Annotated in this window: 17 protein-coding genes; 7 read left to right on the forward strand and 10 right to left on the reverse strand. The window is 71.3% G+C overall.

Annotation, left to right across the window (positions count from 1 at the left end):
• Window positions 1-36 precede the first annotated feature (36 nt).
• The 7 genes from MXD57_RS11075 to MXD57_RS11105 all read right to left on the reverse strand — a co-directional run bounded on the left by MXD57_RS11075 (window position 37) and on the right by MXD57_RS11105 (window position 12,774).
• Window positions 37-399, reverse strand: a complete 363-nt coding sequence (locus tag MXD57_RS11075) for a 5-carboxymethyl-2-hydroxymuconate Delta-isomerase (protein WP_250401184.1) — start codon at window positions 397-399, stop codon at window positions 37-39.
• Window positions 400-431: 32 nt separating this feature from the next.
• Complete coding sequence (gene pulA / locus MXD57_RS11080; RefSeq protein ID WP_250401185.1) at window positions 432-5,834, reverse strand: pullulanase-type alpha-1,6-glucosidase; 5,403 nt, start codon at window positions 5,832-5,834, stop codon at window positions 432-434.
• A gap of 193 nt (window positions 5,835-6,027) precedes the next feature.
• Window positions 6,028-7,401: an alpha-amylase gene (locus tag MXD57_RS11085; protein ID WP_250401186.1), complete on the reverse strand. Its 1,374-nt coding sequence runs from the start codon at window positions 7,399-7,401 to the stop codon at window positions 6,028-6,030.
• Between the two features lie 153 nt (window positions 7,402-7,554).
• Window positions 7,555-9,285, reverse strand: coding sequence for a glycoside hydrolase family 13 protein (locus MXD57_RS11090; RefSeq protein ID WP_250401187.1), 1,731 nt, complete (start codon window positions 9,283-9,285; stop codon window positions 7,555-7,557).
• 191 nt (window positions 9,286-9,476) lie between these two features.
• Window positions 9,477-10,385 carry a sugar ABC transporter permease gene (locus MXD57_RS11095; protein ID WP_250401188.1) on the reverse strand — a complete coding sequence of 303 codons (909 nt, stop codon included), beginning with the start codon at window positions 10,383-10,385 and terminating at the stop codon, window positions 9,477-9,479.
• A 13-nt stretch (window positions 10,386-10,398) separates the two neighbouring features.
• Entirely contained in the window at window positions 10,399-11,403 is a 1,005-nt protein-coding gene (locus MXD57_RS11100) for a carbohydrate ABC transporter permease (RefSeq protein ID WP_250401189.1), read from the reverse strand.
• 99 nt (window positions 11,404-11,502) lie between these two features.
• Window positions 11,503-12,774 (reverse strand): extracellular solute-binding protein, encoded by a 1,272-nt coding sequence (locus MXD57_RS11105; protein WP_250401190.1) that lies wholly within the window; start codon window positions 12,772-12,774, stop codon window positions 11,503-11,505.
• Between the two features lie 448 nt (window positions 12,775-13,222).
• Here MXD57_RS11105 and MXD57_RS11110 point away from each other — a divergent pair, with 448 nt between their 5' ends.
• A complete protein-coding gene (locus MXD57_RS11110) occupies window positions 13,223-14,257 on the forward strand; it encodes a LacI family DNA-binding transcriptional regulator (RefSeq protein ID WP_308290695.1) in 1,035 nt (344 codons plus the stop codon).
• A gap of 281 nt (window positions 14,258-14,538) precedes the next feature.
• Window positions 14,539-15,399 carry a phosphatase PAP2 family protein gene (locus MXD57_RS11115; protein WP_250401192.1) on the forward strand — a complete coding sequence of 287 codons (861 nt, stop codon included), beginning with the start codon at window positions 14,539-14,541 and terminating at the stop codon, window positions 15,397-15,399.
• On the opposite strand, the gene MXD57_RS11120 is transcribed toward MXD57_RS11115, so the two are convergent.
• Window positions 15,381-18,383 (reverse strand): bifunctional [glutamine synthetase] adenylyltransferase/[glutamine synthetase]-adenylyl-L-tyrosine phosphorylase, encoded by a 3,003-nt coding sequence (locus tag MXD57_RS11120; RefSeq protein ID WP_250401193.1) that lies wholly within the window; start codon window positions 18,381-18,383, stop codon window positions 15,381-15,383. The genes MXD57_RS11115 and MXD57_RS11120 overlap by 19 nt on opposite strands.
• Window positions 18,384-18,607: 224 nt before the next feature.
• Here MXD57_RS11120 and MXD57_RS11125 point away from each other — a divergent pair, with 224 nt between their 5' ends.
• From MXD57_RS11125 to MXD57_RS11145, 5 genes are all read left to right on the forward strand, one after another.
• A complete protein-coding gene (locus MXD57_RS11125; protein WP_250401194.1) occupies window positions 18,608-19,495 on the forward strand; it encodes an alkaline phosphatase family protein in 888 nt (295 codons plus the stop codon).
• Window position 19,496: 1 nt separating this feature from the next.
• A complete protein-coding gene (locus tag MXD57_RS11130; protein WP_250401195.1) occupies window positions 19,497-20,798 on the forward strand; it encodes an MFS transporter in 1,302 nt (433 codons plus the stop codon).
• Window positions 20,795-21,814: a TolB family protein gene (locus MXD57_RS11135; RefSeq protein ID WP_250401196.1), complete on the forward strand. Its 1,020-nt coding sequence runs from the start codon at window positions 20,795-20,797 to the stop codon at window positions 21,812-21,814. Before MXD57_RS11130 ends, MXD57_RS11135 begins: the two co-directional genes overlap by 4 nt.
• A 241-nt stretch (window positions 21,815-22,055) precedes the next feature.
• Complete coding sequence (locus tag MXD57_RS31780) at window positions 22,056-23,108, forward strand: DUF2637 domain-containing protein (RefSeq protein ID WP_308290697.1); 1,053 nt, start codon at window positions 22,056-22,058, stop codon at window positions 23,106-23,108.
• A gap of 307 nt (window positions 23,109-23,415) precedes the next feature.
• The gene (locus MXD57_RS11145; RefSeq protein ID WP_250401197.1) at window positions 23,416-23,943 is read left to right on the forward strand and encodes a DUF6584 family protein; all 528 of its coding nucleotides are present in this window, start codon (window positions 23,416-23,418) and stop codon (window positions 23,941-23,943) included.
• Between the two features lie 339 nt (window positions 23,944-24,282).
• On the opposite strand, the gene MXD57_RS11150 is transcribed toward MXD57_RS11145, so the two are convergent.
• Together MXD57_RS11150 and MXD57_RS31495 are read right to left on the reverse strand one after the other, a co-directional pair.
• Window positions 24,283-25,788, reverse strand: coding sequence for an FAD-binding oxidoreductase (locus tag MXD57_RS11150; protein ID WP_250401198.1), 1,506 nt, complete (start codon window positions 25,786-25,788; stop codon window positions 24,283-24,285).
• A gap of 479 nt (window positions 25,789-26,267) precedes the next feature.
• On the reverse strand, window positions 26,268-26,411 hold the full coding sequence (locus MXD57_RS31495; protein ID WP_284505397.1) for a hypothetical protein: 144 nt from the start codon (window positions 26,409-26,411) through the stop codon (window positions 26,268-26,270).
• Window positions 26,412-26,419: the final 8 nt, after the last annotated feature.

The following is a 26,419-nucleotide window of genomic DNA, read 5'->3' on the forward strand; positions in this document are numbered from 1 at the left end:
TCGCGCCCGGGGCCCGTCACGACAGGCCCCGGGCGCTCACCGGTCGAACTTCCGGTAGGACGCGTCCAGGTCGCGGATCTCGGCGGACCCGTGCACGCTCAGGCCCCCCTCGCCGACGTACTTCTGGAGCAGTTCCAGCACGGCCTCGGCGAGCCGTGCCTTCGTCTCGTCGCTGCGGCCGGCGAGGAGCCCGATGGTCACGTGCACGACGGCGTCCCGCTGTGCCGCCGGGTCCTCGGTGCCGAACACCGTGAAGGCGCTCGGCCGGAACTGCGTCTTGCAGGCCGCCAACTTCGCCGCCGCGATCCCGGCGGTCGCCTCGTGCAGCTCCCGTGCGAAACCGGCGCGGTCGAACACGCCCTCCATCGTGGAGGAGTAGTCGACGGTGATCTGCGGCATGGGCACTCCTGTTCCAAGGCGTCGGCCCGACCCTACTTGTTCGCTGCGCCGAACACCGCCACGGTCCGTGCCGGGACGCTGAACGTGCCCGAGCCGACCGTGTAGGAGGCGGACCTCACCACCGGGTCGGCGCCCTTCGCCTGCACCGGGTGCAGCCGGAAGGGCGTGCCGGCGAGGGCGCCGATCCGCTGCTCCTGCCGCTGCGGGGTGGCGTTGAAGACGACGACCAGTTCACCGAGGCGCATGGTGATCACGCCGGGTGTCTCGTCCTTGCCCGACAGCGGGAAGGACAGCCGGTCCTGCACCCGCGCGGCCGTGCCGAGGGAGAAGGCCCGCTCCGAGGTGCGGATGCGCAGCAGGTCCTGGTACGCGGCCGAGGCGCCGGTGATCTGCGGGCAGCCGACCCTCACCGTGCTCAGCAGCGGCTCGGCGTAGCGCCACTTGGACTCGTTGTCGGCCGCCACGGGCAGTCCGCGCCCGAATCCGTTGCCGTCCGCGCAGTTCCAGTGGATGGCGTTGAACCAGTCGCCGCTGTCGTAGGAGTTGCGGTCCAGCGACTTCGAGCGCAGCAGGTCCGTGCCCGCCTGGGAGAGCGCGGGGCCCTGCGAGAGGGCGGCCGTGGCCATCGCCAGGACCTGCATGCGGGCCCGGTCGGACGCGGAGGTGCTCCGGGGCAGCTTGTAGGCCAGGGCGTCGAACAGCGACTCGTTGTCGTGCGCGTCCACGTAGGCGAGGGCGTCGCCGGGCGCGTCCGCGTAGCCGGCCGGGGCGCCGTTGTAGTCGATGTCGGCGCCGGTGACCTCCTTGCCGGCCGAGCCGGTGAACCGGTACCCGGCGAGGTTGCCGCTCAGGCCCACCTTGATCAGGTCCTGGTAGTGCAGCAGCCGGGCCTTCTGCTCCGCCGCGGTGCCGTTGGCGGAGGAGGAGTTGGGGTCGGTGTAGAGACCGGAGGCGAAGCCCTGCACGCCGGGGTCGGAGTCGAAGGGGCTGCCGCCGCGCACCGCGTCACGGGCCCGGTCGGAGAAGGTGGCGATGCCGGTGCCGGCCATGCTCTTCTGCGTGGCCTGCACGAAGCGCGCGTCGTCCGCGACCTCGCCGAAGTTCCAGCCCTCCCCGTACAGGATGATCTTCTTGCCGTCGACTCCGTCCTTCTTCGGGGTGAGCGCGTCGAGGGCCTTGCGGACCGCGAGGATGTTGGCCTTCGGGTGGTGGCCCATGAGGTCGAAGCGGAAGCCGTCGACCTTGTACTCCTTGGCCCAGGTGACGATGGAGTCCACGACCAGCTTGCCCATCATGGCGTTCTCGGTCGCGGTGTTGGCGCAGCAGGTGCTGTTGGCCACCGAGCCGTCGGCGAGGAGCCGCTGGTAGTAGCCGGGCACGATCCGGTCCAGCACGCTGGTGTCGGCCTGCCCGGCGGCGGCCGTGTGGTTGTAGACGACGTCCATGACGACCCGCAGTCCGTCCCGGTTGAGCGCCTGCACCATCTTGCGGAACTGGAGCGTACGGGCGGTGCCGTCGGGGTCGGTGGCGTACGAGCCCTCGGGGACCGTGTAGTGGTACGGGTCGTAGCCCCAGTTGTAGGCGTCCTTGGCGGCGGTCCTCGCCACGCACTCCTGCTGCTCGGCGGAGTCGGCCGGGTAGGAGGCCAGGTCGCAGCCGGGGTTCGCCTGGTCGGCCTTCCTCTCGGGAATGGTGGCGATGTCGAAGGCCGGCAGCAGGTGCACGTACGACGTGCCGGACCTGGCCAGCGCGCGCAGGTGCCTGGAGCCGTCGCTGTCGCTGTCGGTGAAGGCCAGGTAGGTGCCCCGGTGCTCGGCCGGGACGGTGCTGTCGGCGACCGAGTGGTCCCGGATGTGCAGCTCCTGGATCTGCGCGTCCTTCAGCGGTACGGCCTTGGGCTTGCGCAGCGCCGACCAGCCGCCCGGCGCCAGGGACCGGTCGTTCAGGTCGACGACGAGACTGCGCTCGGAGTCGGCGGTGAGGGCGACCGAGTAGGGGTCGGTGACCTTGTTGGTGACCATCTTGCGCACGCTGGGCGCCCACACCTTGACGACGTACCGGTAGGGCTTGCCCTTCCAGGACGCCGGGCCGGTGACGGACCAGACGCCGGTGGCGGCGCTGCGGTGCATGGGCACCGTGCGGCCGTCCAGTTCGAGCCGCACGGACCGCGCGGTGGGCGCCCAGACGGCGAGGGTGGGCCTGCCGTGGTGGAACACCGGCCCGAGCCTGGCGCCGGTGGCGTCGTAGACGTCGTCCAGCACCCCGGCGATCTGCACGCCGGTCGCGGCCAGCACGGCGCCGTTCACGGCCCGCTGCGAGGCCACGAGCTGCCCGTTCAGGGCCGCGCGCACCCGGTCCCGGTCGCGCGGGTCGACGGACCAGGCGGTGGAGTCCTTCAGGTGCGGGAACTTCGCCTTCTGCGCGTCGGTGAGCGTCGTCCTCGTCAGGCGCAGCCAGTGCTCGTCGTCGCTGGTGAGCGTCCCGTCCTCGACGGCGATGGAGCCGTGCGGGGAGTAGAGGAGCTGGGTGGAGGCGGCGCCGTCGACGCCGTTCCACGCGACGGTGTTCCGGTCGATCCAGACCGCCTTGGAGGTGGTCAGGTCGACGGCGGCCGCGCTGCCCGCGGGCTGCGGCAGCAGGTACTGCTCCTGGCCGTTCAACAGCCACACCTCGTGCCCGTCGGCCCTGAGGTCGAGGGACCGGTCGGCCGGCAGGTCCTTGTCGTCGCCCTTGTGGACGATGTAGCTGAGGCTGGTGGCACCCTCGGCGAGGGGTACCTCGAAGACAGCGCCATAGGCGTCAGTCTTCACCGGCTTCAGGGGGTCCGACCAGTCGGTGGGGTTCGCGGCGCCCGTCCAGACGTGCAGGCCCCAGCCGTCGTAGTCGCCGTCGGCGCGGTGGTAGTGCAGGACCGCCCTGGCGGTGTCCGGGGCCGGGTGGTCGGGCCTCTCGGTGAGCACGTCCTCCTTGCCCTGCTCGATCCACACCTCACCCGTCCTGGTGACGTCGATGGACCGGTCGGCGGAGACGTCCTTGTCGCCGTCCTTGTCGATGACCAGGAAGCCGACGTCGGAGGCGCCGGGCTTGAGCTTGACGTAGGCGAAGGCACCGTAGGCGTCGCGGCCCACGAAGGGGTGGCTGGCCGGCCAGTTCGTCGCCTCGCCGTCGGCGAGGTCGCCCCAGGCGTACAGGCCCCAGTCGGCGTAGTCGCCGTCCGCGCGCTTGTAGTGGACGACCGCGTAGTCGCGGGAGGAGGCCGTGGGGACCTCGGGGGCGGCCGGGGTGCCGGTGGTACTGCTCGCCGTGGCGCTCGCGGTGTGCCCGGCCGAGTCGATCACGACCGCCTTGTAGCGCAGGGCGGTGCCGGCCGGCACGTCCTCGCCGATGGCCTGGGTGACCTTGTAGGGGGCGTGGTCGGCGGAGCCGAGGATGTGCCACCGGCCGTTGCCGACCTGCGCGGCGAAGACGACGCGGTTGAGCCGACCGCCCTCGACGTCCGCGCTCGGCTCGACGGTCCCGGTGGCGCCGGCGGCCGGTGCCGCCAGGGTGATCGTCGGCTCGGTGGCGGGCCGGGCGAGGGGGCCCGCGGCCTTGTAGACGACGGTGCTGCGGGCCGGGACGGTGACCGTGAGGCGGCGGTCGGCGCCGGAGGCGCGGGTGTCGTCGGCGCCGTAGACGCCCCGGTAGGACATGCCGGCCGAACCGGTCGCGAAGGTCGCCGTCCTCGCCTCGGCGGCGTTGTTGAGGGCGACGACGTACTCCTGACCGGTCCTGGCGTCCGTGCGGGTGAACGCGTAGATCCCGGCGCCGTCGGCGGCGTAGCGCTCGGTCTGGACCCCGTCGGTGAGTGCGGGGTTGGCCTTGCGGAGCTTCGCGAGCGCGGCGATCCGCCGGTACAGGGGGGCACCGGTGTCGTAGGCGTCGCTCGCGTGGGTGCGCTCGGTGCCGATCTCGTCGTCGTCGAGGTAGTCGGCGACCTTCGAGGCGAACATCGTCTGGCGGGCGTCCTTGTCGCCGCCGGAGCCGGTGAAGCCCTGCTCGTCGCCGTAGTAGACGACCGGGTTGCCGCGGCTGAGGAACATCAGCTCGTTGGCGAGCCTGTCCTTCGCCAGGATCTCGGCGTCGGTGGCCCCGGGGTCGTCCTGCTTCAGGAAGTACCCGACGCGCCCCATGTCGTGGTTGCCGAGGAAGGTGACCTGCTCGTACGCGTTGGCCTTGTCGGTCGTGTACTTGTAGTCGTCGCCGAAGACGCCCGACAGCCTCCGCGCGCTGCCGCCCTGGGAGGCGTAGGCGCGGGCCGCGTCCTGGAAGGGGAAGTCGAGGGTGGCGTCCAGCCGGCCCTGGGTGACGTACGGGGAGGTGACGGAGGTGTCGGCGGAGTAGACCTCGCCGAACATGAAGAAGTCCTTCCGCCCGTGCGCGGCCGCGTAGGCGTCCAGCGCGGTCGCCCACTGGGTCCAGAAGTCCATGTCGACGTGCTTGACGGTGTCGATCCGGAAGCCGTCGACGGCGTAGTCCTCGACCCACCGCTGGTAGATCTTCTCCATGCCCCGCACGACCTCGGGACGTTCGGTCCACAGGTCGTCCAGGCCGGAGAAGTCGCCGTAGGTGGTGGACTCGCCGGCGTACGTCGAGTCGCCCCGGTTGTGGTACATCGTCGGGTCGTTGAGCCAGGACGGGACCTTGCTCCGGCTGGTGACCACCGGGTGGTAGGGGAAGGAGCCGGTGTCGGTGGCCGGGAACCTCCTCGTGCCGTCGGCGTAGTCGCCGTCGTCGAAGGGCCGGCCGTCCTTCGTCAGGTACGGGAAGGCGCCCTTGGACAGGTAGCCGTAGGACTTCTCCTGGTTGTCCACGACGTCGGCGGTGTGGTTGGTGATGACGTCGAAGAAGACCTTCATGCCCTTGGCGTGCGCCTTGGAGATGAGGGTCGACAGGTCCTTGTTGGTCCCGAAGTGCGGGTCGACCTGGGTGAAGTCGGTGATCCAGTACCCGTGGTAGCCGGCCGAGGCGTTGTCGCCGGTGCCCTGGACGGGGCGGTTCTTGAAGATGGGCGCCATCCAGATGGAGGTGGTGCCGAGCCCCTTGATGTAGTCCAGCCGCCTGGTCAGGCCCTTGAGGTCACCGCCCTGGTAGAACCCCTTGTCCGTGGGGTCGTAGCCGGTGCTCAGGCGGGAACCGGTGAGCCCGCCCCTGTCGTTGGAGGTGTCCCCGTTGGCGAAACGGTCCGGCATGACGAAGTAGAACTGCTCGCGCGTGTCGTCGTGCCGGGCGGCCTGGGCGGCGAGCACGGCGTCCGAGGGGGGCGCGGGCGGCGTGTCCGCGCGGGCGGACACCGGCTGCACGAGGGCGGCGGCGAGAGCGGCGGCGGTCACGGCCGCGGCCCTGCGTCGGTACGGGGTGCGGCGCCTCGAGGGCGCCGGCCATCTCGGTATCACAGGCGGGAACTCCTAGCGATTACGGCTCTTCTGGGTCCGACCCCACGCCGCGGCTCGGCTCCGATGCCGGGCGCCCGCGCGACCGTATCGCCCGCGAAAGGGTTGCAGCAAGAGGCTTGAAACCATCGGTAAGCAATTTCAACGGAGTTGGCCCGCGCCGCCGCGAGGGGCGGACGGCGCGGGCCTCGTCACGTCAGCAGCTCGACTTGCCGGCGTAGATGGCCAGCGCCGTGTTGGAGCCGAGGGTGGCCGAGAACTGGCCGCTGGAGTTCACCGTCACCGCGGTGTTGTTCTGGACGTTGCAGTAGGTGCCCGCGGGCAGCGAGGTCTGGTAGGTGCGGGTCAGCGAGGAGGACTCGTGGTTGATGGCCACGTAGCCCTTGCCGCCCCGGCCGAACGCGATGGCGTTGTTGCCGTCGTCCCACCAGTCGGTGACCGGCTCGCCCCGGGTGGCGTTGCGGAAGGCGACCATGCGGATGATCTCCGGCCACTTGTGCTGGCACTTCCAGCCGTCCTGCCAGCAGGCATTGACCGAGCCGCCGTTGGGCGGACCGGCGTCCGCGTCGGACCACTCGTAGCCGGAGTTGATGTCGGGGGCGCCGTAGGGCCAGGCCAGCATGAAGACGTTGGCCAGGGTGTAGTTGGCGCCGCTCTTGTAGTTGAGGGTGGAGCCGTTGCGCTCGGTGTCGTGGTTGTCGACGAAGACGCCGGCCTTGGCTCCGCTCAGGTAGCCCCAGCCCTCGCCGTAGTTGGTGAGATAGGCCAGCTTCTCGTTGGTGAAGACCCGCTTGAGGTCGTAGGCGTAGCGGAACTCCTGGACGTCCCCGTTGCCGGTGTACTCGGTGGGCTGGACGGCCTCGCCCGCGCCGTAGATGACCTCCTGCTTCCAGTAGGCGCCGGGGTTCGTCAGCCGCGACTTGATGTTGGCGAGGTCGGCGCTGTCGATGTGCTTGGCCGCGTCGACGCGGAAGCCGTCGGCGCCCAGGGAGAGCAGGTCGTTCATGTAGCCGGCGATGGTCCTGCGGACGTACTCCTCACCGGTGTCCAGGTCGGCCAGGCCGACGAGTTCGCAGTGCTGCACGTTCCAGCGGTCCTGGTAGTTGCTGATCCGGGAGGTGCAGTCGTCGAAGTCGTAGGACGAGTACAGGCCCGGGTAGTCGTACTTCGTGTACGACGAGCCGCCGGTGCCGGTGCCGCCGCCCGCCGACATGTGGTTGATCACCGTGTCGACGACGACCTTGACGCCCGCCGCGTGGCAGGTGTTCACCATGTTCCGGAAGGCCGTGCGGTCACCGAGGCGGCCGGCGATCTTGTAGCTGACGGGCTGGTACGAGGTCCACCACTGGGAGCCCTGTATGTGCTCGGCGGGCGGGGAGACCTGCACGTAGCCGTAGCCGGCGGGGCCGAGGGTACTGGAACACTCGCGGGCGACCGAGGCGTAGTTCCACTCGAAGAGCACCGCGGTGACGTCCTTGGTACCGGGCGGGGAGGCCTGCACGTTCGTCGGGGCCATGACAAATGCAGCAGCCGTGAGGGCGACCGCCGCGGAGAGGGTTCTGCGTGCCATGCGGGGTTCCTTCTTCATCGAAGGTGTGGGGTACCGCCGAAGGCGCTTGCTGAAATGTTTCAGCAAACTTGCGGTGACGCAGATGTTAAAGGCCCGCCGCCTGAAAGGCAGCGGGCCGGTGCGAAGTTGGTGCAAGAAATTTCAGAGGGGGCGTCAGTCCGCCGAGGACCACCAGACGGTGGTGTCCGCCGGCACCTTCGCCTCGCCGCCGGCCTCGGTCACCTCACCGCTGGCGAGCAGGACCCGGCCGTACGCCGGCATGGTCACCGACTCGCCGGTGGTGTTGGCGACGCACACGAACTCGCCGCGCCGGAAGGCCACCACGCCCTCCGGGGCGCGCAGCCACTCCACCGCCTGGCCCGCGCCCAGGCCGGGCTGGGTGCGGCGCAGGCCGAGCGCGGAGCGGTACAGCTCCAGCGTCGAACCGGGCACGCCGGTCTGCGCCTCCACGCTCAGTTCGGCCCAGCTCGCCGGCTGCGGCAGCCAGCTCCCGCCGTCTCCGAAGCCGTAGCTGGAGCCCTCGCGGGTCCACGGGATCGGGACCCGGCAGCCGTCGCGGAAGCCGTCCTGGCCGGCGCCCCGGAAGTACGCGGGGTCCTGGCGCACCTCGTCGGGGAGGTCGACCACGTCCGGCAGGCCCAGTTCCTCGCCCTGGTAGAGATACGCCGAGCCGGGCAGGGCGAGCATCAGCAGGGAGGCCGCGCGGGCCCGGCGCAGACCGAGGTCGCGGTCGCCGGCGGTGCGGATCTGGGTGCCGAGGCCGGGCGGGTTGGCGAACCGGGTGGCGTGCCGGGTGACGTCGTGGTTGGACAGGACCCAGGTGGCCGGGGCACCGACCGGGCGCATCGCCTCCAGGGTGCGGTCGATGACCGTGCGCAGCTCCGCCGCGTCCCACTCGGTGCCCAGGTACTGGAAGTTGAAGGCCTGGTGCAGCTCGTCCGGACGCACGTAGTTGGCGGTGCGCTCGACGGTCGGGGTCCACGCCTCCGCGACGAAGATGCGCCCACCCGTCCCCCGCCCCTGGGCGCAGGACCCTTCGGGCGCCGTCGTGTCGGCGTACTCGTCGAGCACGGTGCGCCACTGGCGGTAGATCTCGTGCACACCGTCCTGGTCGAAGAACGGCATGACATCGTTGCCCAGCAGCTTGAGCTGGTCGTGGGAACCGAGGTCGGGCAGGCCGTCCGCCTTCACCAGGCCGTGGGCCACGTCGATGCGGAAGCCGTCCACGCCCATGTCCAGCCAGAAGCGCAGGATGGAGCGGAACTCGTCGCCGACGGCCGGGTGCTCCCAGTTGAAGTCCGGCTGCTCGGGGGCGAAGAGGTGGAGGTACCACTCGCCGGGGGTGCCGTCCGGCTCGGTGACCCGGGTCCACGCCGGGCCGCCGAAGATGGACTCCCAGTCGTTGGGCGGCAGTTCGCCGCCCTTCCCCTTGCCGGGGCGGAAGTGGTAGCGCTCGCGCAGCGGGGAGCCGGGACCCTCGGCCACGGCGCGCTTGAACCACTCGTGCTGGTCGGAGGAGTGGTTGGGGACCAGGTCGACGATGATCCGCAGGCCCAGCGCGCGGGCGTCGCGGATCAGGGCGTCGGCGTCGAGCAGGTTGCCGAACATGGGGTCGACGGCGCGGTAGTCCGCGACGTCGTAGCCGGCGTCCGCCTGCGGGGAGGCGTAGAAGGGGCTGAGCCACACGGCGTCGACACCGAGGTCGCGCAGGTAGGGGAGGCGGGAGCGCACGCCCTCCAGGTCGCCCATGCCGTCGCCGTTGCTGTCGGCGAAGCTGCGCGGGTAGACCTGGTAGATGACCGCGTCCCGCCACCAGTCACGGCTGGCGGCGACGGTGGCGACGGCGGTGTGGGTGGCCGGGGCTGCAGAATTCTGCTGGCTCATGGCGTCCTTGATGCGGTGGGGGTCCCCCCGCCGGGGCGGGGCCGGGCGTGGGGGAAGGGTCAGTGGTGGGCGTGTGTGCGGCGGCGGGGCCGTTGCGTGCGAGGCGGCCGCGGTGCCGGCGGGGTCGGATGGACACCGCGGCCGCCTACCCGCGCGCGCTGCGGCGCGCGGGAGCGCTGCTCCGGCGGGCGTCAGCCCTTGGTGCCGCCGGCGGTGAGGCCGGTGACGAGGTTCTTCTGCACGAGGTAGAAGAACGCGGACACGGGTATCGCGACCAGCACGGCGGTGGCCGCCATCAGGTTGCGCTGGGCGTCGTGCTCGCTGACGAAGCTCTGCAGACCGACGGCGAAGGTGTACTTGCTGTCGTCGAGCATGAACGTCGAGGCGAAGGCCACCTCACCGAACGCGGTGATGAAGTTGTAGAAGGCGGCGACCGCCAGGCCCGGCTTGGCGAGCGGCAGGATCAGCCGGAAGAAGGTGCCGAACGGGGTGAGGCCGTCGACCCGTCCCGCCTCGTCGATCTCGAACGGGATCGTGTCGAAGTAGCCCTTGAGCAGCCAGGCGCTGTAGGGCACCGCGGTCGAGCAGTAGACCAGGATCAGCCCCAGGTAGCTGTCGATGAGCTGCAGGTCCGAGAGGATCTGGTACATCGGCACGATGAGCACGGCGATCGGGAACATCTGGGTGACCAGCAGCACCCACATGAGCTTCTTGTAGCCGGGGAAGCGCATCCGGGACACGGCGTAGCCGGTGGTCGCGGCGACCATGACGCCGATCGCGGTGGTGCCCAGGGAGACGATCAGCGAGCTCTTCATCCAGTCGAAGAAGCCCGTGTGCTGCAGCACGAACGAGTAGTTGCTGAACGTCATCTTGTGCCAGATGCCGCCTGGGTGCAGGTAGTCGTCCTTGTCCGGGCCCAGCGAGAGGAAGACCAGCCAGGCGATCGGGAAGAGGGCGATGAGGCTCGCGACGGTGAGGATGCCGTGGGAGGCCAGCGTGGTGAGGCGGCCGTTCTCGCCGCGGCGGCGGACCCTGCGGGTCTCCGGCGCCGCGCGCTGTTCGGTGACCGGGGCGGAGGTCTCGACGGTGGTCGTGGTCATGGGAACTCCTGCCTCAGATCGCGAGCTGCTGCTCGTTGCGGTTCAGCCAGCGGCGGTAGAACGAGGTGAAGACGATCAGGATGGCCAGCAGCAGGATGCCGTAGGCGGCCGACTGCGCGAAGTCACGCGGCTGCTGTCCGAAGCCCAGGTAGTAGGCCCAGGTGACGAGGATCTGCGCGTCCGGCGCGGTGTTGCCGAAGAGCAGGAAGATGACGGCGAACTGGTTGAACGTCCAGATGATGCCCAGCAGGACGACCGTGGAGCTGACGGACCTCAGCCCGGGCAGGGTGACGAACCGGAAGCGCTGCCAGGCGTTCGCGCCGTCCATCTCGGCCGCCTCGTAGAGCGAGGAGTCGATGGACTGCAGACCGCCGAGCAGGGAGACCATCATGAAGGGCACACCGCACCAGGTGTTGACCATGATGGCGGCGAAGCGCTGCCAGAAGGTGTCCTCCAGCCACGACGGGGACGGCAGGTGCAGCGCGTCCAGCGCCGTGTTGATGATGCCTCCGTCGGCGAGCATGAAGCGCCAGCCGAAGACGGTGACGAAGGTGGGCACGGCCCACGGCAGGATCAGGATCAGGCGGTAGACGGTACGGCCGCGCAGCTTCTGGTTGAGCAGCAGGGCGAGGCCCAGCCCGATGCAGTAGTGCAGGGCGACGCAGAGGGCGGTCCAGACGATCGTCCAGACGAAGTGCGACCAGAAGCGGTCGTACGACGTCGGGCCGAACAGGATGTCCTTGTAGTTGTCGAGCCCGATGAACTTGTAGGTGGCGTCGATGTGGTTGACACCGATGGTGCGGGCGGTGTTGAGGCTGTTGGCGTCGGTGAGCGTCAGGTAGAGGCCGTACACCAGGGGGTAGAGCACCAGCACGCCGAGCACGACTGCCACCGGTGCGATCATCGCGTAGGCGTACCAGTGGCGCTGGTATCCGTCCTTGAGGCGCCGGCCCAGCCCGGGCCGAGGCGCGCGGTCACCGCGGCGCTTGCCGGTCGCGCGGTCGATGGCGACTGTCATGGTTCGACACCTTCTGGAAGATCAGGGTTGGGCCGGGCACAGGGCGGTGGCCGCCGGATCCTTCCCCCTTCGGGGAGCGGATCCGGCGGCCACCCGGGCTCACTTGCTGAAGTCGGGCACCAGCTTGGCGACGGCGAGCTCGGCGTTGCTCAGACCCTTGTCCAGCGACTCCTTGCCACCCGCGATCTTGGGCAGCTCGGTGTCCAGCGGACCCCACAGGGAGCTGTACTCGGGCAGCGCCGGGCGGGGCTGGGCGGCGGAGAGGACACCCTGGTAGCCGGCGATGCCGGGGTCGGCCTTGACCTCGGCGGTGTAGGCGTCGCCGCGGGTCGGCAGGGTGGAGTTCTTCAGGGCGATGGTCTCCTGGGACTTCGCCGAGGTCATGAACTTCACGAACTTCAGCGCCGCGGCCTGGTGGGCCTTGTCGGAGCCGGCGTAGACCGCGAGGTTGTGGCCGCCGGTCGGGGCGCCCGCCTTGCCGGCCGAGCCGGCCGGGACGGTGGCGATGCCGAGGTTGGACTTGTCCTGGAAGGCGCTGCCCTTGTAGAAGTTCGTGATCTCCCAGGGGCCCTGGATGATCGCGGCGACCTTGCCGTTGACGAAGGCGTCCTGGATGTGGGCGTAGGCGTCGGCGGTGGTGTCGGCCTTGTGCAGGCCCTTGCCGGAGAACAGGCTCAGCCAGGTGCCGTAGGCCTTCTTGGCGGCGGCCGAGTTCACGGTGACCTTCTTGGCGGCGGCGTCGACGGTGTCGGTGCCCTCGCCGTACAGGAAGGACTGGGCGTAGTAGGCCTGGGTGGAGCCCCAGTAGCCGGGCACGCCCGCCTTGGCCTGGACCTTCGCGGCATCGGACTTCAGCTCGTCCCAGGTCTTGGGGGCCTCGGTGATGCCGGCCTTCTTGAACAGGGCCTTGTTGTACACCAGGGCGAGGGTGTCGGTGACCAGCGGCGCGCCGTAGGTCTTGCCCTCGTACTGCGCCTGCTTGATCAGGTTCGGCTCGAACTTGTCCTGGTCGGCGAGGGCGTCGGTGCCGTCCAGCGGCAGGAAGTAGCCCTTCTTGGCGAAGGCGGGGGTCCAGCCGACCTCGGAGCGCAGCACGTCCGGGGCGCCCTTGGAGCCGGCCGCGGTGTCGAACTTGTTCTGCGCCTGGTCGAAGGGCACGTTGACGTACTTGACCTTGACGTCCTTGTTGGCGGCCTCGAACTGCTGGACCAAGGCCTTGTACGTCGGTGCCTCGTTGGTGGCGTTGGAGGTGTCCCACCAGGTGATGGTGACCGGGCCGTCCGACTTGCTGTCGCTGTCGCCACCGCCGCACGCCGTCGCCGCCAGGGCGAGGGACGCCACCAGCGCGGAGGCCGCTATGCCACGCCGCATGAGTTCTCCTTGAGGGTTAAAGCCCGTGTGATGCAGGGGCGGTCCCGTCCACCGGCCCCGCTGTCTTGCCGACTGCGCCGTTGCGGCGGCCGGGCGACCAGGAACGTAACAGCGTTGTAAGCCCCGCGAAAGACCTTGCAGCAAAAAAGTGCAAGAGAACACGAGGGTTACCTGGCCGTGACCTGCGCCGCATCGCACCGAAACCCCGAGGCGTCGCCGGTACGCGGGTTGACGGACACTTGTGCAAGACTCTGCAAGGCCTTGCCATCCGTCTCCGTCGCCGGAATCATCCCCTTGCGAGCGGACATCGGCTCGGCAAGGACCTCACAAGGGACCGCGAAGGACGAGGAGCGCGATGAGGCAGCAATCCACGGCAGGCCGGTCAGCCGCCCGCGCACGGCGTCCCGTCGGTGTGCAAGGTGGGGTCCGGCCGGTACAGTCCGGTGCCGTGACCACACGGCTTGCGGACATCGCTGCGCAGGCGGGGGTGAGCGAAGCGACCGTCAGCCGCGTTCTCAACGGCAAGCCCGGCGTCGCTGCCACCACCCGCCAGTCCGTGCTGGCCGCGCTGGACGTGCTCGGCTACGAGCGTCCGGTGCGGCTGCGGCAGCGCAGCGAGGGGCTCGTCGGGCTGATCACCCCCGAGCTGGAGAACCCGATATTCCCGGCCCTGGCCCAGGTCATCGGCCAGGCGCTGACCCGGCAGGGCTACACCCCGGTGCTCGCCACCCAGACCCCGGGCGGGTCGACGGAGGACGAGCTGACCGAGATGCTCGTGGACCGCGGCGTGGCGGGGATCATCTACGTCTCGGGGCTGCACGCGGACACCACCGCCGACATGCAGCGCTACGAGCGGCTGCGGGCACAGGGCGTCCCGTTCGTGCTGGTGGACGGGTTCTCGCCGAAGGTGCAGGCGCCCTTCATCTCGCCGGACGACCGGGCCGCGATGTCGCTGGCCGTCACGCACCTCGCGTCGCTGGGCCACACCCGCATCGGGCTGGCGCTCGGCCCGAAGCGGTTCGTGCCGGTGCAGCGCAAGATCGAGGGCTTCGTGCGCGCCGTGCAGGAGCAGCTCGGGCTCTCCGCGCAGACGGTGGAGACCGAGCTGATCCAGCACTCGCTGTACACCCTGGAGGGCGGCCAGGCGGCTGCGGCCGCCCTGATCGGGCGGGACTGCACGGCGGTGGTCTGCGCGAGCGACATGATGGCGCTCGGCGCGATACGGGCCGCCCGGCAGCTCGGCCTCGAGGTGCCGCGGGACATCTCGGTGGTGGGCTTCGACGACTCCCCGCTGATCGCGTTCACCGACCCGCCGCTGACCACGGTCCGCAAGCCGGTCCCGGCGATGGGGCAGGCCGCCGTGCGCACGCTGCTGGAGGACATCGGGGGGACGCCCGCGCCGCACAGCGAGTTCGTGTTCATGCCCGAGCTGGTGGTGCGCGGTTCGACCGCCTCCGCCCCCGGGGACCGCGCCCGCGGCTAGGGGACGTCGCTCGGATCGGGCCGCGGCGTCCGGTGCGGTGCCTCGCACGGGCGGAGGATCCGCCGGGCACCGCGCGTACTCGGCTGATCCGACCACGCGGCGAGGTGCCGTGCCGGGCGCCGCAGACCTGACCTGCGAACGACGCCCACTGGCCCGGCGCGCACGCGTGACGGCCCTGCCGGCGGCGCGGGCAGGGGTCCGGGCGCGCCCCAGGACGTGCGGCCCGGAACCGGGCTTGGGATGATCTGTCGGAGAAGTCTTTTCTGGCAGACTCTGTGACCATGAGTGACTCGACCGTGACACAGCCGGAAGGTCGCGAGGAGGTGGCCGTTCCGCGGGCCGTCACGGGCGAGGACACTCGGGGCCGCCGGCACGGTCCGCGCAGCCCGCGCCGCCCCCGGCTGTGGTTCGAGATCCTGCTGATCGCGGTGAGTTACTGGACGTACTCCATGATCCGCAACGCGGTCCCGGAGCAGCGGGCGAAGGCGCTGCGCAACGCCGACTGGGTCTGGCGGGCCGAGCACCATGCGGGCATCGCCGTCGAGCAGTCCGTCAACCACGCCGTCGACACGGTGACTTGGCTGATCGTCGGGATGAACTACTACTACGCCACGCTGCACTTCGTGATCACCATCGGCGTTCTGGTGTGGCTGTACCGCCGGCATCCCGGGCGCTACGCGGCGACCCGGCTGACGCTGTTCGCGACCACGGGGGCGGCCCTGGCCGGCTACTACCTGTTCCCGCTGGCCCCGCCCCGGCTGATGAACGGCGGGCGCTTCGTCGACACGGTGATGGTGCACCACACCTGGGGCTCGATGGCCTCGGGCGACCTGAAGCACATGTCGAACCAGTACGCGGCGATGCCGTCGATGCACATCGGCTGGTCGCTGTGGTGCGGGCTGACCGTCTTCGCACTGGCGTCGGTGCCGTGGGTGCGGGTGCTGGGACTGGTGTATCCGGCGGCGACCCTGCTGGTGATCGTCGCGACCGCCAACCACTTCTGGCTGGACGCGGTGGGCGGGGCCGTCTGCCTGGCCCTCGGCTTCACGGTCGCCCGGCTCTGGTACGGCAGCCTGCCGTACGGGCTGCCGAGGCTGGTGCCGTCGCGGTCCGCGGCGCGGGCTCAGGCACCGTCCCCGTAGAACTGCTGCTCCACGACCGTGCGCGCCCTGCGGGCGGTGCGGCGGTAGGCGTCCAGCATGTCCCCGGCGTGCCCGGAGCCGTAGCCGAGGTAGCGGCCGACGGCGGACAGTTCGCGCGGCTCGGTGGGGAAGGTGTCGCCGGCCCGGCCCCGGACCAGCATGACCGCGTTGCGCACCCGGGTGGCCAGGACCCACGCCTCGTCGAGCACGGCGGTGTCCTCGGCGGAGAGCAGCCCGGCCTCCCGGGCGGCGGCCAGGGCGGCGCGGGTACGGGTGGTGCGCAGGCCGGGCTCGCGCGCGCCGTACCGGAGCTGGAGCAGTTGCACGGTCCACTCGACGTCGGACAGGCCGCCGGGGCCGAGCTTGGTGTGCAGTTTGGGGTCGGCGCCGCGCGGGAGCCGCTCGGACTCCATGCGGGCCTTGAGCCGGCGGATCTCCCGGACCGCGTCCTCGCCGAGCCCGGCCTGCGGGTGGCGCAGCGGGTCGATCAGCTCGATGAAGCGGCGGCCGAGATCGGCGTCCCCGGCCACCGGCTCGGCCCGCAGCAGCGCCTGCGACTCCCAGACCAGGGACCAGCGGCGGTAGTAGGCCTCGTACGACTTCAGGGTGCGCACCAGCGGGCCCGTCTTGCCCTCGGGGCGCAGCCCGGCGTCGATGAGCAGCGGCGGGTCGGCGCTGGGGAGCTGCAGCAGCCGGCGCATCTCGGAGACGACCTTGTTGGCGGCCGCCGTGGCCTCCTGTTCGGCGACCCCGTCCTGCGGTTCGTGCACGAACAGCACGTCCGCGTCGGAGCCGTAGCCCAGTTCGTTCCCGCCGAAGCGGCCCATCGCGATGATGGCGAACCGGGTGGGCAGGGTGTCGCCCCAGCCCTCGCGGGCCACGGCGCGCAGGGTGCCGGCCAGGGTGGCGGCGGTGAGGTCGGAGACGGCGGAGCCGACCCGGTCCACCAGGGCGCCCTGGTCGGCCTCGGCGGGACTGGTCTCGGTGCCGTAGGAGCCGACGATGTCGGCGGCGGCCGTGCGGAACAGTTCGCGGCGGCGGACGCCGCGGGCCGCGGTGACGCCCTGGGCGGCGTTCTCCGCGCGGCGCACGGCGGCGAGGACCTCCTGCTCGAGCTGGCCGCGCTCGCGCGGCTCCAGGCCGCCGCCGCGGTCGCCGTCGCCGAGCAGGGCAACCGCCTCGGGGGCGCGCATCAGCAGGTCGGGGGCCAGGCGGCCGGCGGACAGGACGCGGGCCAGGTTCTCGGCGGCGGCGCCCTCGTCCCGCAGGAGCCGCAGGTACCAGGGGGTCTTGCCGAGCGCGTCGGAGACCTTGCGGAAGTTGAGCAGGCCGGCGTCCGGGTCGGCGGAGTCGGCGAACCAGCCGAGCAGGACGGGCAGCAGGGTGCGCTGGATGGCGGCCTTGCGGGTCACCCCGGAGGCGAGGGCCTCCAGGTGCCGCAGGGCGGCGGCCGGGTCGGCGTAGCCGAGGGCGACCATGCGCTCGCGGGCCGCCTCGGCACTGAGCCGGGCCTCACCGGGCGCGAGCTGGGCGACCGCGTCGAGCAGCGGGCGGTAGAAGAGCTTCTCGTGCAGCCGCCGCACGGCGCCGGCGTGCCGCTTCCACTCGCGCTGCAGGCCGGTCACCGGGTCGGTGCGCAGGTCCAGGGAGCGGCCGAGGCGGCGCAGGTCGGCCTGCTCCTCGGGGACGAGGTGGGTGCGGCGCAGCCGGTAGAGCTGGATGCGGTGCTCCATGGAGCGCAGGAAGCGGTAGGCCTCGTCGAGGCGGGCGGCGTCCTCGCGGCCCACGTAGCCGCCGGCCGCGAGGGCGCGCAGCGCGTCCAGGGTGGTGCCGCTGCGCAGGGTGGCGTCGGTGCGGCCGTGCACGAGCTGCAGGAGCTGTACGGCGAACTCGACGTCCCGCAGCCCGCCCGGGCCGAGCTTGAGCTGGCGGTCGAGCTCGGCGACCGGGATGTTCTCGATGACCCGGCGGCGCATCCGCTGCACGTCGGCGACGAAGTTCTCCCGCTCGGCGGCCTGCCAGACCAGGGGGCCGAGGGCGTCGGCGTAGGCCTTGCCCAGCTCGGCGTCCCCGGCGACCGGGCGGGCCTTGAGCAGGGCCTGGAACTCCCAGGTCTTGGCCCAGCGCTGGTAGTAGGCGAGGTGGCTGCTGAGCGTGCGCACCAGGGGGCCGTTGCGGCCCTCGGGGCGGAGGTTGGCGTCGACGGGCCAGATGGAGCCCTCGACCGTGGTCTCCGAGCAGATCCGCATCATGTGCGCGGCCAGCCGGGTGGCGGATCTGAGGGCCTTGTCCTCGTCCGCGCCGTCGGCCGCCTCGGCCACGAAGATCACGTCGACGTCGGAGACGTAGTTCAGCTCGTGGCCGCCGCACTTGCCCATCGCGATCACCGCGAGACGGCAGGCCGCGGCGTCCTCCGGGGCGGCCTGCCGGGCCTGGGACAGGGCGGCGCGCAGGGTGGCGGTGGCGAGGTCGGCCAGCTCGGCGGCGGTGTCGGCGACGTCGATGGTGCCGCAGACGTCCCGGGCGGCGATGGACAGCAGACAGCGGCGGTAGGCCACCCGGAGGGAGACGGGGTCGGTGGCCTCCGCGAGCCCCCGCTCGAACTCCTCCACCCCGGGATGGAGGTCCCGGGGCTCGTAGGTGACCAGTGCCTGCCAGTCGCCGGCGTGCCGGGCGAGGTGGTCGGCGAGGGCCGCGGAGGCGCCGAGGACGCCGAGCAGGCGGTCGCGCAGCGGCTTGGCCGCGGTCAGCGTGTCCAGCAGCTCGCGGCGGGCGGTCGGGGCGGGCTGCGCCTCCAGGAGCCGGACGAGTCCGTGCAGGGCGAGGTCCGGGTCGGCGGTGGCGCCCAGGGCCTCCAGCAGGACCGGGTCGTCGCGCACCGCCGCCAGCTCGGCGCCGTCCAGGAGGCGCTCGGCGTCGGACGGGTCGGTGAAGCCGTGCCGCAGCAGCCGCGTGAAGGTACTGCTCCTGCGCCCCGGCGTCATGCCCGGCCTCCCCTGCGATCAGTCCACCTCGTCCTGCGCCGAGCCTAACCGCAGTGGGGCCGGGGCCGCCTGGTGCCGGTGGCGGCATGCCGGCGCGGTCGAGGGCGGCACCCAGCAGTTCACCGGCTCTTCATCCGCGGAGTCCGGGCCCGTGGGCCGCACGAACGTTGGCGTGCGCATGCTCTCCTCGCACCGCCAGCCCCGTACCCCTCCCGGAGGTTGATGTGTCCGGCAGTCCCGTGTACCGCCGTGCCCGAACGCTCGTGGCCTCGGTGACCGCTCTCGCCGCGGCCGCGATCGGTCTGTGGACCGGTCTCGCCGGTGAGTCCGCGCACGCCGCGGGCGCCGTGCCGAGCCCTGACCACGTGGTCGTCGTGGTCTTCGAGAACCACGCCTACAACCAGGTCATCGGCTCCTCCAGCGCGCCGTACATCAACTCGCTCAAGTCCGGCGGCGCCAACCTGAGCCGGACGTACGCCGAGACCCACCCGAGCCAGCCCAACTACTTCGCCCTGTTCTCCGGCTCGACGCAGGGCATCACCGACGACAGCTGCTACACCCCGGGCTTCTCGTCCGCTCCGAACCTGGCCTCCGAGATGATCGCCGCCGGCCGTAGCTGGGCCAGCTACAACGAGACGCTGCCCAGCCAGGGGTCGACCACGTGCAGCAGCGGCAAGTACGCCCGCAAGCACAACCCGTGGTTCGGTTTCAGCAACGTGCCCACCTCGAGCGCCCGGACCCTCGCGCAGTTCCCCTCGGACTACTCGACCCTGCCCCAGCTCTCCTTCGTGATCCCCAACCTGTGCAGCGACATGCACGACTGCTCGGTGTCGACGGGCGACACCTGGCTGCAGAACAAGCTGGGCGCCTACGCGACATGGGCCAGGACGCACAACAGCCTGCTCGTCGTCACCTTCGACGAGGACAACCGGCTCAGCGGCAACCGCATCCCCACGGTCCTGTACGGGCAGCCGGTCACCCCGGGCGCGTCGTCCTCCACCACGTACAACCACTACGACCTGCTGCGCACCCTGGAGGACACCCAGGGCCTGAGCACGCACGCGGGCAACGCGGCCGGCGCCGAGGACATCACCGGCGTCTGGGCGTCCTGACGTGTACGTAGCGGACAGCCGCGCCGGTACGCCGGCGTCCGCGGAAGGCGCCGTCCGGCCGGCCGGACGGCGCCCCGCCGCGGTCGCCCCCACGGTGTTCGCCCTCGGCACGGTCAGCCTGGTCACCGACGTGTCGTCCGAGATGGTCACCGCGGTGCTGCCGCTGTACCTGGTGGCCGGGCTCGGCCTGTCCCCGCTGGGCTTCGGCCTGCTCGACGGCATCCACAACGGCTTCTCGGCCGTCGTACGGCTCGTGGGCGGGCACCTGGCCGACCGGGGCGGCGGCCGGCACAAGCGGGTGGCGGGGCTCGGCTACGGCCTCTCCGCGCTGTGCAAGCCCCTGCTGCTGGTGGCGCACTCGCTCACGCCGATCGGGATCGTCCTGGCCGCCGACCGCACCGGCAAGGGGCTGCGCACGGCTCCCCGGGACGCGCTGATCTCGCTGTCCAGCACGCCGGAGACCCGCGGCCGGGCGTTCGGGGTGCACCGCGCGATGGACACCGCGGGTGCCCTGCTCGGCCCGCTCGTGGCCTTCCTGATCCTGCGGGCCACGGTGGACGGCTACGACGCGGTGTTCACGGTCAGCTTCTGCGTGGCGGTGACCGGGGTGCTGGTGCTGGTGCTGTTCGTGCCGGGCGGCCACCCCGCGGGGACGGCCCCGGCCGCGCCGCCGGCCGAGCGTCCCACGGTGCGCGCGGCGCTGGGCCTGCTGCGCCACCGCGACCTGCGCCGGGTGGCCGGCTGCGCGCTGCTGCTCGGCCTCGCCACGGTCAGCGACTCCTTCGTCTACCTGCTGCTGCAGCGCCGCCTCGACGTGCCCGACCGCTGGTTCCCGCTGCTGCCGCTCGGCACCGCCGCCGCGTTCCTGCTGCTGGCGGTGGCGCTGGGCCGACTGGCGGACCGGGTGGGCCGCTGGGCGGTCTTCCTGGCCGGCCACGCGGCCCTGCTCCTGTGCTACGCCCTGCTGCTCGCCTCCTGGCACGGCGCCGCCCTGCCGTACCTCGTCCTGGCCCTGCACGGCGCCTTCTACGCGGCCACCGACGGGGTGCTGATGGCTGCGGCCTCGGACGGCGTGCCGCAGGGGCTGCGCTCCTCGGGCCTGGCCGTCGTGCAGACCGGGCAGGCACTGGCCCGTTTCGCCTGCTCGCTGCTGTTCGGCGCGGTCTGGACGGTGTGGGGCGACCGCGCGGCACTGGCCGGGGCGACCGCCGCGCTGGCCGGGTGCGCGGCCTTCTCCCTCCTCCTGCGCCCCGGGAGCACCTCCCGTGCCCCGGGCCCACCGGAAGGCACCGCCATCCCATGACCGCACGCGCCCGCCTGCTGATCCTGCTCACGGCCGTCGCGGTGCTGGCGGCGGTCGCCCTGGCGTCCGTGCTGCACGCGTCGGCGCGCGCCGACCGCCGCGACCGCGCGCGGGCCGGCGGCCCCGCGGTGGCGAGCGGTCCGGTGTCGCTGACCGGCCCCGGCCGGATGGTGTTCCGCAACATGGCGTGGGGCCCGCACCGCGACGAGCTGACCGCGGTCCCGGCCGCCGACCCGTCGGGGCCGCGCACCGCCTCGGGCGTCAAGTGCCTGCGCTTCCACGCCGCCGCCGGCACCGGGATCTGCCTGCAGGCGGTGCACGGCCCGGTCTCGGACACCTACCGCGCGCTGGTCCTGGACGCGCGCCTGAAGGAACGGGCGCGCTACGACGTCCCCGGCATCCCCTCCCGGGCCCGGGTCTCGCCCACCGGGCACTTCGCCGCCTGGACGGCGTTCGTGGGCGGCGACTCGTACGCGGGCACCGATTTCTCCACCCGGGCTGCCATCGTGGACACCCGGACCGGCCGGCTGATCCCGACCCTGGAGTCCTTCCGGATCGTCAAGGACGGGCACCCCCACCGCGCTGCCGACGTGAACTTCTGGGGCGTGACGTTCGCCGACGACGACCGCACGTTCTACGCGACGATGGCGACCGGGGGCAGCACCTACCTGGTGCGCGGCGATCTGCGCACCCGCACGGTCACCACGCTGCACACCGACGTCGAGTGCCCGTCCCTCTCCCCCGACGGCACCCGCGTCGCCTACAAGAAGCGGGTCAGGGGCCTGCCCGAGGACGCCCCCTGGCGCCTGTACGTCCTTGACCTGCGCACGATGCGCGAGACCCCGCTGGCGGAGACCCGGAGCGTGGACGACCAGGCGCTGTGGCGGGACGACCACACCGTGGTGTACGCGCTGCCGGGCGACTACGGGGCCGACCTCTACACGGTCCCGGCGGACGGGACGGGATCCTCCCGGCGTCTGCTGACGGCGGGCCTGTCCCCCGCTTTTCCGGGTTGAACGCCTTTTAAGTTAACCGAGTATTCGACTCTTCATGAGAAATGACGTCCGCACCCCCCTGCCCGGATCGGACTCACTCGAATGCCGCACATCCGGAGGAGTTCGGCCGCGTTAGCGGAATATGACGAAAGCGAGGCGCTTGAGGGTGCTCCGAACAGCCCGGGGGAACCTCGGCCGGCGCCGGAACGACCAGGGACGGTCCGGCTGCCACGCGGCCGGCTGACGGGGGCGGGTCTTTTCCGTGAACAACGAATACGCGGATTTCTATTCGACGACCCCCCTGGAGGAGAGCTGGGACCCGGTCGAGGAACTCACCTATCTGCTGCAGGACGCCGCGAGCGCGCAGGCGGCACAGCAGACCGCCCCCGTACCGCCCCCGCGCAACGGGGGGCCGTACGGCACCGAGCCGGTGTACGGCCCGGCGGAGCCGTCCTACGGCACCGGGACCGGGTACGGGCCTGATCCGTCCTACGGCACCACAACCGGGTACGGGCCCGATCCGTCCTACGGCACCACAACCGGGTACGGGCCCGATCCGTCCTACGGCACCACAACCGGGTACGGGCCCGATCCGTCCTACGGCACCGAACCGCCGTACGGGCCGGAACCGTCGCACGGCACCGGGACCGTCCACGCGGGCGAGCCGCCCTACGGGCCGGAACCAGCGTACGGACCGGAACCGCGGTACGGGCCCGAGACGCCGTCCGGCACCGGGGCCGAGCCCGCGCACGGCACCGAGCACGGCACGGGCGACCCGTTGGAGAACCTTGCCCGGATCACCAGCGAACTGCCGCCCATCCGGCGCCATCCGGCCGGGCACCGCAAGGTGCGGACGCGGAAGCTGCGCATCACGTGGCTGCAGACGGTCAGCTTCCTGATCGCGGCGCTCGCCGCCGCCATCGTGGCGATGGTGAGCGTCTTCGGCGGCCTGGCCGCCTACGCCCCGCTGCAGCACATCGCGGCCAGTACCCGCAGCGGCCCGCTGCGCTGGTGGCCACTGCTCGTCTACGGCCCCTGGATGGTGGCCTCGCTCTCCGTCCTGCGGACCGCGCTGCACCGGCGGCGCGCCCTGCACTCCTGGTGCGTGGTGCTGCTGTTCTCCTCGGTCGCGATGACGTTGTGCGTGGCCGAGGCCGAGAGGTCGTTCACCGGGGTGGCCGCGGCCGTGCTGCCGGCCCTGGCGGCCCTGACCTGCTTCCAGCAACTGGTCCGGCAGGTCACCCTGACCCGGCCACCGTGCCAGCGCATCTCACGTCACCGGCAGCGCACCGCGCAGGCGGCCCGGGACAGATGACCCGCACGCCGGGCCACCGGCCAACGGTGGCCCGGCCGAGCCCACTTGGCGGGCCCGGACGACGGCCCGGCCGACGGCGGCGGCCCCACGACGGACGTCCGCCGGGCCGCACCGGTCAACCCACCGGTCAACTTCCCCTGATTCCAGGCGAGTTGCCCAGCCCTCCGGCTCCCGGGCCCGGAGCAGCCGTCCGGTGACCGGGAGGTCGCGCCCCGGTGAGTTCGGCCGACGCGGTTGAAGAGCCGGGTGGGTGCTGAGCGACAAAACCAGGTCGACGCAGGTCGGTGCGGTACTCGATCATGCGTTCATGCCCCTGAGAGAGACCCTTGCCCGAGTCGAGGCGGACCTGGAGGCCGGCCGGGTTCCCGTCGCGCGCCAGCGCCTGCGTGGTCTCGTCTCGTCCTTCCCGCACGACCTGGCGCCGCGCCGTCGGCTGGCCGAGGTGTACCGGCTCTACGGCGACGCCGCCGAGGCCGGACGCTGGACGTACCTCGAAGAGGACCGGAACGCCGACGAGACCGCCGCCTTCGAGGCGCGGTACGGGTCTCCGGGACGACGGATGCGGGCCCTCGCGTGGCGCGGCCCCGAGACGGAGGCCGCCACAGCCTTCGCGCAGGGGCAGCTCGTCGCGGTGCGGACCGCCTGCGCCGAGGAGCTGGGGCATCCCGTCGACTGGGACGACCCCGCCTCCTACCGGGACGACCCGGAGGACAGGTGCGAGGTGCCCTCCGGGCCCTGGACGGTCGGCGGTGTGCTGGCGGGCGCCGGCTGCCTGGTGGCGGTCCTCGTGTTCCTCGCGATCTGGGTGAACGGACTCGTCGCCCTCTTCGACTGACCGATCGTTTCGGAAGGAGGCGCGGAGGCGGCGGTGGCGCATGAGACCGCAGGTCGGTCCGAGCAGGTCCTGGTCGATATCAGCGCGCCGCTCGTAGCGGGTGCGGAGCCGTTCGGACTGGTGCGGCCGGGCCAAGGCGGCGTCGAGCAGCGGCAGGAGCCGGGTGTCGTGCCGGTCACCTTCCTGGTCGCGGCGCCAGATTCGCCGCGTCGCGGACCGCAGGGGCGCCGTCGGAACGCCTCATGCGAAGTGCGCGAGCCCGCCGCGGGTCGGCGGACCGCCTCCTCGGGGGCCGCACGGATCTGGACGGGCTCGACGAGTGTCTCCGGCTGACGTAGGTCACGCATGCCCGTGCAACGTCGCGGGCGGGATGCTCTGCTCGTACTTGAAGACGTTGTAGGGGTCGTACTTCGCCTTGATCTCGCGCAGTCGGTCGAAGTTGGATCCCCAGTAGGCGGTCTCCCACTCCTGCATTCCGACGTTCGGCACGTTGACGTAGGCGCCGTTCACATAGGGCCGCAGCGCCTGGCTGAACTCGGCGATCCAGGCTTGGGCCTGCGGGGTGATCGCGTCGCCGCTGCCCGCTTGTCCGCGAGTCCCCCAGCCGGCGCCGGGCTCGGAGTAGAAGATCGCGTCGCGGTGAGTGAACGCTGTACCACCGCGGGGGCTCTTCCTGACCGCCCCGCCGAAGGACTGGGTGAAGAAGTTGCTGGCATCGGATGGGGCGTCCTGCATGAACGAGCCGATCAGGCTGATCGCCTTCTTCGGGAACGGCTTTCTGGTGAACTGTGAGAAGAACTTCCAGTTCGCGGGATCGGCCTGGGTCGGGATCTGGAATCCCGCATATACGTCACCCCAGTTACCGACCTGCGTGGAGACATCGGGGCTGCCGACCGACAGGATCGGGGCGAGCATCTTCTTCGCCTCCGCCGCCGTCCCCTTCGCGAGAACCGCGAACAGCAGAATCTTGTCTCTGTGGACTTCGAGCTGGCTTCCGAGCCGGTTGTCGGCGATCGGCGCCGTACGCTGCCATGTGTCGAAGACCGCGTGCAGGTCCCCGAGGCCGTTCCACGTCGCTTGCACGTAAGCGACGCTCTTGAGTGGAGTCACCTTGTAGGTAAGTGATGTAACGATCCCGAAGTTGCCGTTTCCCGCCCCGCGGAGCGCCCAGAGAAGATCCGAGTTGTGATTCAGGTCCGCCTTGACGACCTTGGCGCACTCGGCACCCGACGCGACGACGACCTCGGCCCCGATCAGGCTGTCGCAGGCCATGCCGAGCCAGCGGTTGAGGAAGCCGAAGCCGCCGCCGAGCGTCGCGCCGGACAGGCCCACGGTGCCTTCCGATCCGGTCGTCACCGCGAGGTCCTTCTTCCCGAGCATGGTCACCGCCTCCAACTGGGTGAGCCCGGCGCCGACCGTCGCGACATGGGTGTGCGTGTCGATGTGAGCCGACTTCAACTCGCTTACGTCGATGACGATGCCGTTGTCCACGTTCGACCAGCCCTCAAGGCTGTGACGGCCGCTGCGTACCCGCAGCGCGACGTCATGCTGCCGAGCCCACGTGAGGGCGTTGACCACATCCTGGGTGTTCTGCGCGTAGACGATGACCAGCGGGTAGTGGACGAAGAGCTCGTCCCAGCCGAGGCTCGCGTCCGCGTACCCGGCGTCGTCGGGACGGACAATGCGGCCGGTCAGCTTCGCCGGCTTGCATTTCACCTCACTGGGCCCTTTGCCGGCGGCACTCGCGGCCGGGGCTTCTGCGGCCGAAATACCCGGGAGAATTACCGCTCCGGCACCGGTGGCCGCCGTTGCCTTGAGCACTCCGCGACGGGAAAGTTCATGCATGATCCGCATCCTCTCGACCAGGCCGCGCCAGTACTCGGCTAAGAAAGCTCTTGTCCGCCGGCCGGCGTGTTCAATTCCTTGTAGGCATTCTCTGGGGTCGCAAGGTAACAAATGGGACCTTGGCGGTGCCGTCCGACACACTGATTGGGAACGGTGACGACATACGGAAAGGGGATGCGCGCGAGTGGGCGCGAGTGGGTGCGAATTAGCCCAGCCCGGCGGATCTGACGGGACGTGGAACTCGTAACAGAAGGGCGCTCGCACCGAGCGGATCACGAGGCAGATGCACGGACGCGCCGGATTCGACCTACTCCGCCACCGCATCCTCCCCCCCTGTAGTGCTGTGACCGGAAAGGTCTGCCGGAAAGCTCGCGCGCTCTGCTTGGCCACGGGTTGGCCGAGGGTGCCCTGCAGAGTTCCGTGGATGCAGCCTGGCTACCCGTCTCGGGTGGGCAACGGGTCGGGGGCGGTGGGGCGGGTCAGAAGCAGCCGGGTCCGCTGGTGGGGTTGACGCAGCTGTTGTGGCCGGATCCGCCGTCGTTGGTGTCGGTACCGGGACCGCCGTCGAGAGCGTCGTTGCCGGGGCCGCCGAAGAGGGCGTCGTCGCCGGCGCCGCCGGACAGGACGTCGT

This window comes from Streptomyces cellostaticus, from assembly GCF_023630175.1.
GTDB lineage: Bacteria > Actinomycetota > Actinomycetes > Streptomycetales > Streptomycetaceae > Streptomyces > Streptomyces cellostaticus_A.

Coding starts and splice junctions, on each gene's coding strand:
- MXD57_RS11150 (WP_250401198.1), bottom strand. CDS start 25,788: ATGCATGAACTTTCCCGTCGCGGAGTGCTCAAGGCAACGGCGGCCACC.
- MXD57_RS11075 (WP_250401184.1), bottom strand. CDS start 399: ATGCCGCAGATCACCGTCGACTACTCCTCCACGATGGAGGGCGTGTTC.
- MXD57_RS11095 (WP_250401188.1), bottom strand. CDS start 10,385: ATGACCACGACCACCGTCGAGACCTCCGCCCCGGTCACCGAACAGCGC.
- MXD57_RS11120 (WP_250401193.1), bottom strand. CDS start 18,383: ATGACGCCGGGGCGCAGGAGCAGTACCTTCACGCGGCTGCTGCGGCAC.
- MXD57_RS11105 (WP_250401190.1), bottom strand. CDS start 12,774: ATGCGGCGTGGCATAGCGGCCTCCGCGCTGGTGGCGTCCCTCGCCCTG.
- MXD57_RS11100 (WP_250401189.1), bottom strand. CDS start 11,403: ATGACAGTCGCCATCGACCGCGCGACCGGCAAGCGCCGCGGTGACCGC.
- MXD57_RS11090 (WP_250401187.1), bottom strand. CDS start 9,285: ATGAGCCAGCAGAATTCTGCAGCCCCGGCCACCCACACCGCCGTCGCC.
- MXD57_RS11145 (WP_250401197.1), top strand. CDS start 23,416: ATGCCCCTGAGAGAGACCCTTGCCCGAGTCGAGGCGGACCTGGAGGCC.
- MXD57_RS11115 (WP_250401192.1), top strand. CDS start 14,539: ATGAGTGACTCGACCGTGACACAGCCGGAAGGTCGCGAGGAGGTGGCC.
- MXD57_RS11085 (WP_250401186.1), bottom strand. CDS start 7,401: ATGGCACGCAGAACCCTCTCCGCGGCGGTCGCCCTCACGGCTGCTGCA.
- MXD57_RS11135 (WP_250401196.1), top strand. CDS start 20,795: ATGACCGCACGCGCCCGCCTGCTGATCCTGCTCACGGCCGTCGCGGTG.